General features: G+C 61.4%; 12 protein-coding genes and 2 pseudogenes. 9 read left to right on the top strand and 5 right to left on the bottom strand.

The genetic code is table 11. From position 1 onward, the window contains the following. Position 1: 1 nt before the first annotated feature. A complete protein-coding gene (locus tag ACF8R4_RS17635) occupies positions 2–1,246 on the bottom strand; it encodes a DUF1835 domain-containing protein (RefSeq protein ID WP_104834980.1) in 1,245 nt (414 codons plus the stop codon). A 226-nt stretch (positions 1,247–1,472) separates the two neighbouring features. Here ACF8R4_RS17635 and ACF8R4_RS17630 point away from each other — a divergent pair, with 226 nt between their 5' ends. Next, on the top strand, positions 1,473–2,363 hold the full coding sequence (locus ACF8R4_RS17630) for an alpha/beta fold hydrolase (protein WP_104834978.1): 891 nt from the start codon (positions 1,473–1,475) through the stop codon (positions 2,361–2,363). Between the two features lie 140 nt (positions 2,364–2,503). After that, complete coding sequence (locus tag ACF8R4_RS17625; protein ID WP_104834977.1) at positions 2,504–4,129, top strand: methyl-accepting chemotaxis protein; 1,626 nt, start codon at positions 2,504–2,506, stop codon at positions 4,127–4,129. A gap of 77 nt (positions 4,130–4,206) precedes the next feature. On the opposite strand, the gene ACF8R4_RS17620 is transcribed toward ACF8R4_RS17625, so the two are convergent. Beyond that, positions 4,207–5,433 carry an MFS transporter gene (locus ACF8R4_RS17620; protein ID WP_392493094.1) on the bottom strand — a complete coding sequence of 409 codons (1,227 nt, stop codon included), beginning with the start codon at positions 5,431–5,433 and terminating at the stop codon, positions 4,207–4,209. Positions 5,434–5,685: 252 nt separating this feature from the next. Further along, on the bottom strand, positions 5,686–6,561 hold the full coding sequence (locus ACF8R4_RS17615) for a universal stress protein (RefSeq protein WP_104834975.1): 876 nt from the start codon (positions 6,559–6,561) through the stop codon (positions 5,686–5,688). A 243-nt stretch (positions 6,562–6,804) separates the two neighbouring features. On the opposite strand from ACF8R4_RS17615, the pseudogene ACF8R4_RS17610 reads away from it, so the two are divergent. Next, positions 6,805–6,906 (top strand): annotated as a pseudogene (locus tag ACF8R4_RS17610) (DUF2780 domain-containing protein); the annotation flags it as partial. A gap of 117 nt (positions 6,907–7,023) precedes the next feature. Here ACF8R4_RS17610 and ACF8R4_RS17605 read toward each other — a convergent pair. Further along, entirely contained in the window at positions 7,024–7,977 is a 954-nt protein-coding gene (locus tag ACF8R4_RS17605; RefSeq protein WP_159924421.1) for an RHS repeat-associated core domain-containing protein, read from the bottom strand. 367 nt (positions 7,978–8,344) lie between these two features. On the opposite strand from ACF8R4_RS17605, the pseudogene ACF8R4_RS17600 reads away from it, so the two are divergent. Next, positions 8,345–8,752, top strand: a pseudogene (locus ACF8R4_RS17600) (hydratase); the annotation flags it as partial. Here the strand turns inward: ACF8R4_RS17600 and ACF8R4_RS17595 are convergent. Continuing rightward, entirely contained in the window at positions 8,742–9,560 is an 819-nt protein-coding gene (locus tag ACF8R4_RS17595; protein WP_025753189.1) for a helix-turn-helix domain-containing protein, read from the bottom strand. The pseudogene ACF8R4_RS17600 and the gene ACF8R4_RS17595 overlap by 11 nt on opposite strands. Positions 9,561–9,666: 106 nt before the next feature. Here ACF8R4_RS17595 and ACF8R4_RS17590 point away from each other — a divergent pair, with 106 nt between their 5' ends. The 5 genes from ACF8R4_RS17590 to pstA all read left to right on the top strand — a co-directional run bounded on the left by ACF8R4_RS17590 (position 9,667) and on the right by pstA (position 13,513). Then, positions 9,667–10,098 carry an MAPEG family protein gene (locus tag ACF8R4_RS17590; RefSeq protein WP_025753187.1) on the top strand — a complete coding sequence of 144 codons (432 nt, stop codon included), beginning with the start codon at positions 9,667–9,669 and terminating at the stop codon, positions 10,096–10,098. 80 nt (positions 10,099–10,178) lie between these two features. Beyond that, positions 10,179–10,412: a hypothetical protein gene (locus tag ACF8R4_RS17585; RefSeq protein ID WP_016714321.1), complete on the top strand. Its 234-nt coding sequence runs from the start codon at positions 10,179–10,181 to the stop codon at positions 10,410–10,412. A gap of 140 nt (positions 10,413–10,552) precedes the next feature. Beyond that, a complete protein-coding gene (gene pstS, locus ACF8R4_RS17580; RefSeq protein ID WP_105948661.1) occupies positions 10,553–11,584 on the top strand; it encodes a phosphate ABC transporter substrate-binding protein PstS in 1,032 nt (343 codons plus the stop codon). A gap of 70 nt (positions 11,585–11,654) precedes the next feature. Beyond that, the gene (gene pstC, locus ACF8R4_RS17575; RefSeq protein WP_104834972.1) at positions 11,655–12,620 is read left to right on the top strand and encodes a phosphate ABC transporter permease subunit PstC; all 966 of its coding nucleotides are present in this window, start codon (positions 11,655–11,657) and stop codon (positions 12,618–12,620) included. Continuing rightward, positions 12,620–13,513: a phosphate ABC transporter permease PstA gene (pstA, locus tag ACF8R4_RS17570; protein ID WP_016714318.1), complete on the top strand. Its 894-nt coding sequence runs from the start codon at positions 12,620–12,622 to the stop codon at positions 13,511–13,513. The genes pstC and pstA overlap by 1 nt, the downstream gene beginning before the upstream one ends. Positions 13,514–13,548 lie beyond the last annotated feature (35 nt).

Below are 13,548 nucleotides of genomic sequence, written 5' to 3'. Positions count from 1 at the left end.
GCTATCGACGCCGCCACACCTCGCCTTGCTCGCTGACCACCCAAGGCCTGTCCGCCGCATCGATCAGCACCCCGCCAACCCAATGCGGCGCGGGGTGGCAATCGAGCCAGTGGACCTTCCCGGCAAGCACCTGTTCGGCGAGCGGGGTCAGCTGCAACCGCCGCTGTGCCCAGGCCTCTCCAGGACCTTCCAGCAGTAATGGCTGCGGCCCATGGATCAGGGGCTGCAGCAGGACGTGGAACATCATGTCGCCCAAGTAAGGCAGGGGATCATCCTGCATCATCAACTGGCCAAACACGCGCCCGGCCGCCATCTCGCCGCGTGACGCCAGTGCACGCAGCAGCAGGCGTTCGGTAAGGCTCAAACCATCGATCGCTCCCGGCAGCTCTTGCAGCTGGCGCGCCAGTGCCCGACCCAGCAATGGCAAGGCCGTATGTTGGCGGCCAGCCAGGCGTGCCCAGGCCTGTGGATCAGGTGCGGTGTAGGCCGCCCATGCCTGGCGCGCCAGGGCCAGTGCATCCTCGCCCAGTGCGCGACGTTGTGGCCACAGCCAGGCCAGCAGGTCGGGGGCCAGTTGGCCGATGCCGATGAAGCGCTCGATACCGGGCACCTGGTCAATTTCGATCAGCTCCAGCCGACGGGGCAGGCCGGGCAGGCTGGCGAGCACGCGAATCAGGAACAGTTGGTCGTAGGCGTCGGCCTCGCACCACAACACGAGCTGGCTGTCGTGGCTCAGCCCGGCCAATGCATTGCGCTGTACCGCCTGGCGCTGCTCAAGGTCTTGTGGGGTCAGCTTGAACGCCTGCTGCACGTAGGCACCACGCACCTGCCAGTACTGTGCCTCGGGCAATGCCGGTACCGGCCCCATGACCATCGGGTCTTCGAACATCTGGAAGGCGCCGGTAAACCCGGCGGTGCGCAAGCTGTGGGCGATGTCGTTGCCACAGCGCCAATGCTGTACGGCAGCCTCGTCATCCGCAGAAAAACCGGGATGGCGCGCGGCGAACGCCACGGCATCGGCATGGGCCTTGAGCCTGGGCCAGCTGGCAAATCCGGCCTCGCGGGCGACCAGCCATTGGGTGTCGGCAAGCCGGTAGTCGGGGCCGGGCAGGCCAAGCGTGCGCAATTGCTCGCGGGTGTCGTCGGCTTCGTGGTTTTTCAGTGCAGTCAGCAAGCGCTTGGCGCGTTTGCGCAAGGCAGGCAGGTCGAGCAGGCCGTGGTGGCGAGATGCATTGATGGCGGGCATGCCAACTCCTTTGGGGCTCGGTCCGCCGACAAGCCGGGAGCTGGTACGAAAATGTAGGGGTGTATGGCTCGGGCAACCCCTTCGCGCGGACCGCAGGCGCAGCCGGCGCCCAGGCCCCGACTTTAACGGTGTAGCGCACCGGGTTGCAAACGATAGTTTACCCATGCCGCGTGGCACGCCTTATAGTGGCGGGCTTTTCCAGGTTCAAGTCAAAGGAATGGCCACTATGCGTGTACGAACCCTGCTTGCGGCAATCGGTGCCAGCGTTGCCCTGTCTTCGGCGTTAGCCGCACCAGGCCAGCCAGTGCCTACGGCTGATGAACGCATTTCTGTGCAGGTCGAGGGCGCCGGGCCAGACGTTATCCTGATACCTGGGCTGGCCTCATCGCGTGAGGTATGGGCAGGGCTCGCCAGTGTGCTGCGCCAGCAGCACCGCCTGCATCTGGTGCAGGTTGCAGGTTTTGCCGGCGCGCCTGCCGTGCCCGCTGCGCAGGGGCGTGTGGCAGCTCCCGTGGCCGAGGCAGTCGCAGGCTATATCCGCAGCCAGCACCTGGAGGCACCGGCCATCATTGGCCATTCGCTGGGCGGCGAGGTTGCGCTGATGCTCGGCGCGCGTCACCCTGAGCAGGTGGGGCGGCTGATGGTGGTCGACGCGCTGCCGTTCTACACGTTATTGATCGATCCGGCGGCAACCGCTGAAACCGCAGCATCACAGGCTGGCGCCTTGCGCGAGGCGATGTTGGCGGCACCGGCAGCGCAGGCCGAAACGATGCAGCGGGCAGCCATCGACCGGTTAGCCAAGACCGCAGCGGCCAGGCCGGCACTGGTTGATGCAGCGCTGCGCTCGGACCGCGAGACGGTAGCCGATGCCACCCATGAACTGATGACCACCGACTTGCGCCCGGAACTTGGCCGTATCCAGGCGCCGGTAGAGGTCGTGTATGCCTATGACCCGCTGTATGGCATACCTGCGGCCAGTGTCGATGCAACCTTCGCTAATGCCTATGCCGGCACGCGGGGCATCAGTTTCAAGCGGATCGACGGCAGCTTCCACTTCGTCATGCTGGATCAACCCCAGGCGTTCGCTGAGGCTGTGGTCGACTTCCTCGGGCGTTGAGGCTGGCCTCTTCGCAATCTGTTCGGTTACCGCCCATAACCGCCTCCAGGCACCTCAAGCCTGCGCCGGCACCTCCGATAGCAGCACACCCACCGTCGAATCATCGACCAGAAGTGGTGCCAACCAGGAGTACTGCCCGCATGCTTGCCAACCTGAAGATACGTACCGGAATGTTCTGGGTATTGTCGCTGTTCAGCCTGACCTTGCTGTTTTCTACCGTGAGCGCCTGGTGGGCAGCGGTGGGCAGTGACCAGCAGATCACCGAACTGGACCAGACCGCACACCAGTCGGACCGGTTGAACAATGCGTTGCTCATGGCGATTCGTTCCAGTGCCAATGTGTCCTCGGGCTTCATCGAGCAGCTGGGTGGCCATGACGAGAGCGCAGGCAAGCGCATGGCGCTGTCGGTCGAGCTGAACGACAAGAGCCAGAAGCTGGTCGACGAATTTGTCGAAAGCGCGCGCGAGACCGCCCTTCGCACACTGGCTATCGAGCTGCAGGCTACCTTTGCCGAGTACGCCAAGGCGGTGGCGGGGCAGCGGGAAGCGACCCGCCAGCGTTCGCTGGAGCAGTACTTCAAGGTCAACAGCGATGCCGGCAATGCCATGGGCCGGTTGCAGGCGTTGCGTCAGCAACTGGTTGGCGCACTGAGTGAGCGGAGCCAGCAGATCATGCTTGAGTCCGACCGGCGCCTGGCCCGTGCGCAATGGTTGAGCCTGGGCCTACTGGGTGTGACCTTGCTGTTGGCGGTGCTGTGCTGGGCCTTCATTGCCCAGCGGGTACTGCACCCGTTGCGTGAAGCCGGTCGGCATTTCCAGCGCATTGCCGGTGGCGACCTGAGCGTGCCGGTGCAAGGGCAGGGCAATAACGAGATCGGCCAGCTGTTCCATGAACTGCAACGCATGCAGCAGAGCCAGCGCGATACCCTTGGGCAAATCGACCACTGCGCCCGGCAGCTGGACGCTGCTGCCACGGCATTGAACGCGGTCACCGAGGAAAGCGCCAACAACCTGCGCCAGCAGGGGCAAGAGCTGGAGCAGGCCGCTACCGCCGTGACCGAAATGACCACGGCTGTGGAGGAGGTTGCACGTAATGCCATCACCACTTCGCAGACCACCAGTGAGTCCAACCAGCTGGCCGCACAAAGCCGTCGTCAGGTCAGCGACAACATCGACGGCACCGAGGCCATGACCCGCGAGATCCAGACCAGCAGTGCGCACCTTGAGCAGTTGGTCGGGCAGGTACGGGATATCGGCAAGGTGCTGGAGGTGATCCGCTCGGTGTCCGAGCAAACCAACCTGCTGGCGCTCAATGCGGCCATCGAGGCTGCCCGCGCAGGTGAGGCCGGCCGTGGCTTCGCTGTGGTGGCGGATGAAGTGCGCACGTTGGCCTACCGCACACAACAGTCGACCCAGGAAATCGAGCAGATGATCGGCCGCGTGCAGGCGGGCACCGAGGCCGCAGTGGCTTCGATGCAGGCCAGCACCAACCGTGCCCAGTCGACGCTGGACGTGACCCTGGCCTCAGGGCAGGTGCTGGAGGGCATCTACAGTGCGATCGGCGAAATCAACGAGCGCAACCTGGTCATTGCCAGTGCGGCCGAAGAGCAGGCCCAGGTGGCGCGGGAGGTGGACCGTAACTTGCTGAACATCCGTGAGCTGTCGAACCACTCGGCGGCGGGCGCACAGCAAACCAGCGAAGCGAGCAAGGCGTTGTCGGGGTTGGTCGGGCAGATGACAGCGCTGGCGGGTAGGTTCAGGTTATGACGGTCAGTGCAGGGAGCGCCTGTATGCAGACGCAGGCTTACCCGCGAGGGGCTGCACAGCAGCCCCGGCACTACAACTCAGCCTGGCTGCGCCGCCAGGCTGTTGCTGACGTTGCGGCCCAGCACCAACACCGTGACAAAGCCGCAGCCTACCAGCGCCGTAGCCAGGCTCAGCAGCACCGCTGTGCCCATGTGGTCGACCACCTGGCCGCCGAAGAACGAGCCCACGGCAATGATCACCTGGAACATGGCCACGAACAGCGGCATGCCACGCTCGACATCCTTGGGGGCTACGACAAACATCCAGATGTTGGCGCAGGCCGGGAACGCACCGAAGGCGAAGCCCCACAATGCAATCAGCATCGCGGCGCCGGTCATGCCGGTGGCGAAGTGCGGGAACAGGGCTGTGCTGACGGCGATCATCAACGCGACCAGCATCAGGGTATGCCGCACGCTGCGGTTGGCTGCAAAGCCGGCGAAGATGTTACCCATGAAGCCGGCCACACCATACAGCAGCAACAAGGAGCCGATCGTAGGCCCGTCGAAGCCGGCATTCTGTTTGAAGAACGGTGCAACGTAAGTGTATGCGGCAAAGTGCGCCAGGCCAATCAGCAACACGGCGATCAGGCCGACCCGCGCTTGCGGGTTGATGAACAGCGCCGGCAGGTCACTGATGCGAATGGCCTTTTCCGGCAACAGCCGCGGCAGCAGGAACATTTGCGCCAGCAGCACGGGCACGCCCACCAGCGCAGTCACCAGGAAGGTCATGCGCCAGCCCATCAGGCCACTCAGCCAGGTGCCCACGGGTACACCCACGACGGTTGCCAGGGTTACGCCAGCCATGATGATGGAGTTGGCCTTGGCCACGCCCATGCCGTCAGGTGCCAGTCGGCCGCTGAGGGCGATGGCGGTCGCCCAGAAACCACCAATGCTGACGCCCAGCAGCACACGGCCGACCAACAACAGGTTGAAGTCGCCGGCATAGGCCACGGTCGCGTTGGCGATGATCATGATCAGCGTCAGGCCGATCAGCAGGTAGCGCCGGTCCAGCGCACCCACGCCGACGGAAATCAAGGGTGCGGCCAATGCGGCCATGATGCCGGGCAGGGTCACCATCAGGCCGGCAAGGCCGGCACTGATGCCCAGGTCGCTGGCCACATCGTTGAGCACCCCCACCGGGAGGAACTCACTGGTGACCAGGGCGAAGGCACCCACGGCGACCGAGAGGATTGCCAGCCATTGCTGCAGGACACTCTGTTGACTATGTTCGGGAAGGCCGCGAGGGGCCTGGCGGTTGCTTGGCATGGGGTTCGGTTCCATGAGGGATATCGCCTGTAGCAGGCGCAGGAGCGGGGGGATTTGCTGGGGATTATAGGGACGGCCTTGTCAGGCCGACAGGCAGGCGGCTTGATAGTAAACATCAGCGCAATCGATGAAACGCCCTGAGCAGAGCGCTTGCAATGGCAATGCCACTGTACATATTAGTTTCTGGACTTGGGAATGCTGCCCGTAGGCAGTGCAGCCTTCGGAAGGAGGCTGCCCGCTTGGTCCGGGGTGTTATGGCGACACTAGCACATCACACTGCGATTCGTTCAGTACATGCTTGGTGACGCTACCCACCAACAGCTCCTCCAGCGCGCTGGTACCCTGCTTGCCGACCACGATCAGGTCGCATTCCAGCTCCTGTTCCTGTTCGGCAATGCGCCAGCCGGGGTCGCCATGCACCACGATCTGCCGTGCATCGGGCATGCCGGCTGCCTTGCTCAGGGCGGCGAGCTGTGTCACTGCATCCTTGCGGATCACATTGCGGTAGTGGGTGAGGGTGTCGTGGTCGATATGGGCGAAGCGCACGCTGCTTTCGAACGGTGCTTCGTACACATGTAACAGGATGATCTCGGCCTGTGGGGCAATACGCCTGGCCAACGCGATGGCGCGCAGCGATACGGGGGAAAAGTCGACGGGAACCAGCACCGTGCGGTAGGCATCACGAGGGGCAGGCTTGACCACCAGCAAAGGGCAGGGCATGCGGCTGAGCATTTTCTGCACGGTCGAGCCCAGCAGCAGGCGCCGAGCCACGCTTTGGCCCCTGGCGCCGCACACCAGCAGGCTGCTGTGTTTGTCCTGTACCACCCGGGTGATTTCCGTGGTTACCGAGCCGCTGGCAACCTGCACACCTGCAGAGATGTCGTAGCGCTGGAACAGCATGGCGGCCAGCGCGTGGATTTTTTCCCCGGCGCTATCCAGTACGCGATTCAACAGGTCGTCGTCAGGCACTACCAACTGCTTCAGGCGCTCGAAAGGTGCAGGGTTGGCAACGTAGAGCAGGTCAAGCGAGGCCTGTTGCGCCTTGCTCAGGTAGGCGGCGCGCTCCGCAGCGTTGCGGGCATAGGGGGACAGGTCGGTGGCAACCAGTATGTGTTTCAGCGGGTTCATGTGGGGCTCCTTGTCCAAGGCCGCGCACAGTGATATTGGGTAAATCCCTATTGCTGTGCGGCTGGCGGTGCTTGAGTCATTCCTTGCTTGAAGCCATCCTCGCGCGAACCCGGCGTGAGGGCTTGATGTGTGTCAATGGAATGGAGAAGCTGCAGCTGCAGCTGCAGCGAATCATGCTGGCAACAGCACGCGCAGCACCCCTGTGACGACAATGGCAAACACCACCACCGGCAAGAAGGAAAACCATTGTTTCTACTTTACGTTGGGCAGCAGGGGGCTGCCGGGCCGTTGTTGCAGAATCTGGGTAGCTTGTGGACGGCGCCGTTGGTACAGCTTTCGGTCTGAAGGTCTTTTGGCAGGTACTATCGCCGGGAGGCCTTGTCCTCTGTGTCGGGGTTGGCTGCCGGTTATGAGGTCACCCCGATAGATCCCGATTCAGCGCATTATTCCGGCTCAATGTTATCAAGTAGTTGGATTGAGTCTAGGCGGTAAAGGTGGTATTTCGCCACGGACAGCAGCGTTGTCCGTGGCGAGAGAGTTAGATCCATTTCCTAAGTTAATTTCAGATTGTATTGCCGTTTGTAGCGGATGTCCCTGGGGTAGGGTGTTTAATATCATTATGTTATGTTCGTTGGCATAGTTCTGTCGGCTTGCTTGGTCGAAAATGTTAAATGAGCCGATATCAATGTCGTTCTGAGAATAGGTGCGTTTATTTTTCAGGATGGATTTTGGTTCGTCGTTGACTCCGTGAGAGATATTACTGGGCATCAGATGTTTATTGAAGTGCACGGATCTTTTGTCGCCGGATATTAGTTTCTCCCCTTTGATAGGGTGTGTGACGCTATCTCGTTGCAATGGGGGGCGTTTGCTTAGGTCTTTGGATGCCTGGGCTTGGCGTTTGAATACCTGGGCTTTTACTCCTCCGCGAGGTACGCCGATATTACTGACTACGCGTCTTGTCTGTGCGGATGGGTCTGAATAGTTAATGGGGTCGGAAGAGCAGTAAGCGTATGTGTTTATCCCTCCGTCCCTGAAGGGGCTTAAGCTGTCAGGGCTTAGGAAGCGCATAAGAATAGGGCTGTAATTGCGATGCCCCGCTCCAAGCGCGTAACAGTTTGTCATGGAGTCCAATGCCTGACCAGTGAAGCTGATTAACTCCAATATTGAGTTTTCAGCGGGGTCATAGCCATAGGGTGAATAAACATTTGTTTTTTTTTGGTTGGTGTTTTGGTAGTTAAGAACTGAGTGGCTAGCATTGATTGCAATAAGGCAGGAATCACCTGTTTTGCTCGAATCCATTAGCGCGAGTGGCTGTTCGCCATTTCTGAAAGCAGAATGAGTTCTAGCGTGCTCTTTGATTGAAATAAGACTTTTGTTCTGGTAAAAATATAACCTGAAAATAGGTGTGGCATTCATCGTGCTATTACCTCGGTCCATTGAGAAGTGTGCAAGCGTGCAGGTATAAGTCTCTCGTGATTTCAAGTCGGGTACTACTGGCAAAAATGATAGGTATACGCATCCATGGCCGGCTGACCAAGGCGGTCACGGGTTTGTACCTGTTACCTTGCGCCGTGGCGGTTGCAGTAGCTTGGGTAACAGGGTTGGTTGGCCATTTATCCAGGCTTTTTTAGTAAGACCGCAGCGAAGGTCATGTCGAAGCCGTAGTTGCGCGGGTCGCCGAGCAACGGCCCGATTTGCGCGCCAAGGCTGGTGAAAGCCACCCAGGTGGCCCGCCGGCACAACGCTATGCCCATGAAGTATCGCAGGCTGAAGGCGCCGCGCTGATGTGCGCGCCACCTGCGTCACCTTCGAAGTGGTGCGCTCGCGCTTTGTCGACCGCAAGAGCGTCGGCTGGCCAAGCTTCGTGGCGGACAACGTGGGGTTTGAAGCCTTGGTCGTGGGCAGCAGCCTCGGCGCAGGCATCGACGTGCCTTTGCTGGCCGACCTGGCCGAGACCACCGAGGTGCATGTTGATGGCGAACTACGCGTGCGGGGCTTGACGGACGATGCCGCAACCGACCCGTTGGTGTCGCTGGCCCACCTGTATGCCCATGCTGCCGAACGTGGCTTTACCCTGAATGCCGGGGATGTGGTAACCACGGGGGCCATGTGCCAGCCCTTCGACCTGAAGGCAGCAGGGCATCAGGTCAGTGCCAGGTTCCTTGGCCAGACGTTGTCGTTCACCCTGTAACGGCCGACCACTGTTCGAATGCCGCCTGCATCCGCTGCCGTGTCTGCGGGTCGGCAGGGATCAGGTGCTCGATGCGCAGTGATTGCACGGTAATGTCCTGCGGCATGCCGAATGTGGTGAAGGTGGACAGAAACGTCAGCACACCGTAAGGCGTGCATACACGGGTGAGCAACACGGGAGCCGCCGCCGCCGTTTCAAGTGGGCTGGCCGGGGCCGGCAGGCTGTGCAAGCGCTCGGCCAGTGCCGGGTTGCCGGCGGCCTCCCTGGTGGCGCGCTGCCAGGCAGCGGCGCGGATCTCTTGCGCATTGGCCAGGTGGTCGCCCAGGCCGCCAGGGCAGAGCAGTGTTTGCAACAGGTTAAGCCCTGTCACCGGTTGTGCCGTAACGCCTGCCATCGCCAACAGCAGACCCGTACTGGTATTGGCGGCGATGACGTCCCAGTTGCTGTCGATGACGATTGCCGGTGCGGGGTTGTTCACCTGCAGGATATGGTCGATAGCGGTGTGTACCAAGGCCAGTTCAGGCGCATCGAGTGGCGAGGCCGCGTAGCGGGGCGCGTACCCGGCGGCGACGAACACCTCATTACATAACGCCAGCGGCGCGCCAAGCGCCGAAAGCAGGGCATGCAAGGTGCTCGGGCTGGGCTTGGCGCGCCCGGTTTCCACACAGCTCAGATGACGCTGCGACAGCCCCGCCAGCAGCGCCAGTTCCAGTTGGCTGAGGTTGGCCTGCCGGCGCAGCTGACGCAGATGCTGGCCCGCCGTGGTCTGTGGGGCAGGGGTATTTCGATGGAAAAGATGCGGATTCATGCGTTGCCCTGATCGTCCTTGAGTGCAATGTCCATGACCTCACGGGTCATTGAGCGCAAGCAACCCTATCACTACTGTGCTGGCAAACCCTACCAAGGAGAGGACGATGGGCTTGCATGTCTTTGCGCTTTGCGTGGTCGCGTTGTTCCTGAAGATGTTCCTGGTCTCCTGTTATCAGGGTTACCACCGCTTGCGCGTTGTCGCGTTCACCAACCCGGAGGATGCCGCTGTCTTCAAGCGCGCCCCTCAGCCAGCGGAGCGCCCGCAGGTAATCCGCGCCGCCAGAGTGTGGGCCAATGATCTTGAGAACATCCCGGCTTTTTTTGCCCTTGGCGGGCTGGCCATTGCACTGGATTCGCCTGCCGCACTCACTGCCTGGCTGTGCGTCGTGTTCACCTTGGCCAGGGGCCTGCACACAGGGGCCTACCTGGCGGCGCTGCAGCCTTGGCGAACACTTTTCTATGGTATCGGTGTGCTCTGCCTGCTGGGCTTTTGCGTGCTCATCCTGATGAGGGTATTCAGCCTTTACCGGGCCTGATGACCGCCCGCGCAATTTTGCATGAGTCAGCTTGATGCTTTCCTCTAGCAGTACTAATACTAAAGCACTGCCGAAGAGGGATGATCATGCAGACGCGCTTCGTTGTGGTTCCTGCCGTGCCGCTCCAGAAAGAAATCTACCCGCGCCGCCTCGGCTTTCCTGCCGTGTTGGGGGAGGGCTACGACCTTTATGACACGCAAGACAAGATGCGCCTGAGCCTCAACTTTCCGACCCGGGCTGCGGCGGAGTTCGAGTGCCTATGCCGTAACCGCTGCCCAGAAACAGATGAGGGGGGTATTGCCGGCCTTGGTTGATGCCGGTGAGCCGCGCATGGCATCAATCTGCCGTGATGGCGCAACCAGAAAGCTCTAACGTGCGGCCTGCCATTCAATAGTCACAAAGCTGTAACACAGCTGATGCAAAGTGTGCCGGCCATCACACGGAGCACATTTTGATGAAACGCCTGATGAAGTCTGCTGCACTCGCTGTTGCCGTTTCCCTCTGCGCCACTTCGGCAGCCTTTGCTTCCGAAAACGTTCGCCTGACCGGTTCCGGTGCCAGCTTCCCTGCACCCATCTACCTGACATGGTTCAAGGACTTCAGCAAGAACACCGCTGGCGTCACCGTTGATTACCAGTCCAAGGGGAGCGGGGCGGGCGTACAGGACTTCCTGAACAAGACCGTCGACTTCGCCGCCAGCGACTCGGCCATGAGCGAAGCAGACATTGCCAAGGTTGGCGAAGGCGTGCAGTTGCTGCCAATGACCGCCGGTGAAATCGTGCTGGCTTACAACCTGCCGGGCAACCCTAAAGGCCTGAAGCTGCCGCGCGATGTGTACTCCAACATCTTCCTCGGCAAGATCACCCAGTGGAACGACCCGCAAATCGTTGCGGCCAACCCTGAGCTGAAGCTGCCTGCCACGCCGATCACCGTGGTGGTACGTGCCGACTCCAGCGGTACCACCGCCGTCTTCACCAAGCACCTGTCGGCCATCAACGCTGACTTCAAGCAAGGGCTGGGTGAGGGCAACACCGTTAACTGGCCGGCCACTGACAAGTTCATCAAGTCGCCGAAAAACGATGGCGTAACCGCCACCGTCCGCCAGACCCCAGGCGCCATCGGCTACATCGAGTACGGTTTTGCCAAGCTGGCCAAGGTCGACTTCGCCGTGCTGCAGAACAAGGCTGGCCAATACGTCGTGCCTAACGCCGAGAGCGGTGCCGAAGCACTGGCTGCGGTGAACATGCCAGAAAACCTGGTGGCCTGGCTGCCGGACCCAACCGGTGCCAAGTCCTACCCGATCACTTCCTACACCTGGATGATCTTCCGCAAGGACAACGGCAACCCGGCCAAGGCCAAAGCCATGCGTGAAATGGTCGAGTACAGCCTGACCAAAGGCCAGACCATCGCCGATTCGATGGGTTACATCCCGCTGCCACCGTCGGTTGTCGACCAGGTGCGCAAAGCGTCGGCCAACATCCAGTAATACCCAGGCGCTCCCGGTATGGCAGTGAAGCCGTGCCGGGCGTGTTTGTCCCTTGTCCCGGAATTTGCCCATGAACACACCCTTTGCCATACCGGATAACCCCGACTCCGCGTGCCAGCCACCGTCTGCGAAAGACTTCCTGGTTGACCGTACCTTCCGTGCGCTTGCACGCATTGGTGTGGTGCTGGTATTGGCGCTGGTCGTCGCGCTGGTCTACGAAGTGGGCCGCAAGGCACTGCCAGGCATTGAAAAACACGGTTTTGACGTGCTGTTCGGCACGGTCTGGGACGTTAACCAAGGCAAGTACGGTATTCTGCCAGCGATCTGGGGCACGCTTTACAGCGCCTTCATCGCACTGTTGATCGCCGGTTTCTTTGGCGTCAGCATGGCCATTTTCCTTACCCAGGATTTCCTGCCGGCACGGCTGGCTGCCGTGTTCCGCACCATCGTCGAGCTGCTCGCCGCCATCCCCAGCGTGGTGTATGGCCTGTGGGGCATCTACGTCGTTATCCCGGCCATCCGCCCGCTGACCACCTGGTTGAACAGCGAGCTGGGCTGGATCCCGTTCTTCGGCACCTCCCTGAGTGGCCCTGGCCTGCTGCCTGCGGCACTGGTGTTGGCCATCATGATCCTGCCGACCATTGCCGCCGTTTCCCAGGATGCGCTCACCAGCGTACCGATGAAAACCAAGCAGGCGGCCTACGGCATGGGGACTACCCACTGGGAAGCCATCCTCAAGGTGATGGTGCCATCCGCCGCCACCGGCATCTTTGGCTCGCTAGTGCTGGGCCTGGGCCGTGCCCTGGGTGAAACCATGGCGCTGGCCATGCTGGTCGGCAATGCCAACACCATTTCCGTGTCCCTGTTCGCCCCGGCCAACACCCTGGCGGCGCTGCTGGCGCTGAACTTCCCGGAAGCCGGCCCGAACGAGGTCGAAGTACTGATGTACGCCGCACTGGTGCTGATGTTCATCACCCTGCTGGTGAACGTGCTCGGCTCGATGATCATGCTCTACGCCCAGCGGGGTAACAAATAATGACGGACCTCAGCACCCCAACAACTGCTTTGCCCAGCCTGCAGCGCAAGCTGGAAGGCCGTGCCCTGCGCAGCCTGATACTGACCACCCTGGCCTGGGTGGCCGCACTGGTGGCCAGCGTGCCGCTGATTTCCGTGCTGTACATGCTGGTTACTCGCGGCGGTGCACGCCTTAACCTGGAAGTGTTCACCGAGCTGCCGCCCACCGGCTTCGAGATGGGCGGTGGCTTCGGCAACGCCATGGCCGGTACCTTCGTCATGGTCGGTATCGCCGCAGCCATCGCGGTACCGGTTGGCATCTTGGCGGCGGTATTCCTGGCCGAGCTCGGGCCGGACAGCAAGCTGGCCAACGCCGCGCGCTTTGCCGCCAAGATGCTCACTGGCCTGCCGTCGATCCTGGCCGGTGTATTTGCCTACGCCCTGGTGGTGATGACCACCGGTACCTATTCGGCGCCGGCCGGTGGCGTGGCCCTGGCGGTACTCATGCTGCCGATCGTGGTGCTGACCGCCGAAGAGTCGATGAAGATGGTGCCCAAGATCATGAAAGATGCTGCCTACGGCATGGGTTGCACCCGTGCACAGGTGATCTGGAAGATCGTCTTGCCCACCGGCCTGCCGGCCATCCTGACCGGCGTCATGCTGGCCGTGGCCCGCGCCGCTGGCGAAACCGCGCCGCTGCTGTTCACCGCGCTGTTCAGCAACTACTGGATTTATCACGACGGCAGCCTGGCGGTCATGAACCCGACTGCCTCGCTGGCCGTACTGATTTACAACTTCTCCGGCATGCCGTTCGACAATCAGCTGGAGCTCGCCTGGGCGGCCTCGCTGGTACTGGTAATGATCGTGCTGGTAATCAACATTCTTAGCCGTGTATTCGGCAAGCCCAAGTATTGAGAAAGGGAGCATCCAAACTTGAACGTATCCACAGC

Source organism: Pseudomonas sp. FYR_2 (assembly GCF_043106425.1).
Taxonomy (GTDB): Bacteria; Pseudomonadota; Gammaproteobacteria; order Pseudomonadales; family Pseudomonadaceae; genus Aquipseudomonas; species Aquipseudomonas monteilii.
This window is presented reverse-complemented; position numbering and strand designations above follow the sequence as displayed.

Excerpts from the sequence above, each read along its gene's own strand:
- ACF8R4_RS17620 (WP_392493094.1), bottom strand. The coding sequence starts at position 5,433 with ATGCCAAGCAACCGCCAGGCCCCTCGCGGCCTTCCCGAACATAGTCAA.
- ACF8R4_RS17630 (WP_104834978.1), top strand. The coding sequence starts at position 1,473 with ATGCGTGTACGAACCCTGCTTGCGGCAATCGGTGCCAGCGTTGCCCTG.
- ACF8R4_RS17590 (WP_025753187.1), top strand. The coding sequence starts at position 9,667 with ATGGGCTTGCATGTCTTTGCGCTTTGCGTGGTCGCGTTGTTCCTGAAG.
- ACF8R4_RS17595 (WP_025753189.1), bottom strand. The coding sequence starts at position 9,560 with ATGAATCCGCATCTTTTCCATCGAAATACCCCTGCCCCACAGACCACG.
- ACF8R4_RS17625 (WP_104834977.1), top strand. The coding sequence starts at position 2,504 with ATGCTTGCCAACCTGAAGATACGTACCGGAATGTTCTGGGTATTGTCG.
- ACF8R4_RS17605 (WP_159924421.1), bottom strand. The coding sequence starts at position 7,977 with ATGAATGCCACACCTATTTTCAGGTTATATTTTTACCAGAACAAAAGT.
- ACF8R4_RS17585 (WP_016714321.1), top strand. The coding sequence starts at position 10,179 with ATGATCATGCAGACGCGCTTCGTTGTGGTTCCTGCCGTGCCGCTCCAG.
- ACF8R4_RS17635 (WP_104834980.1), bottom strand. The coding sequence starts at position 1,246 with ATGCCCGCCATCAATGCATCTCGCCACCACGGCCTGCTCGACCTGCCT.
- pstC (WP_104834972.1), top strand. The coding sequence starts at position 11,655 with ATGAACACACCCTTTGCCATACCGGATAACCCCGACTCCGCGTGCCAG.
- ACF8R4_RS17615 (WP_104834975.1), bottom strand. The coding sequence starts at position 6,561 with ATGAACCCGCTGAAACACATACTGGTTGCCACCGACCTGTCCCCCTAT.
- pstA (WP_016714318.1), top strand. The coding sequence starts at position 12,620 with ATGACGGACCTCAGCACCCCAACAACTGCTTTGCCCAGCCTGCAGCGC.
- pstS (WP_105948661.1), top strand. The coding sequence starts at position 10,553 with ATGAAACGCCTGATGAAGTCTGCTGCACTCGCTGTTGCCGTTTCCCTC.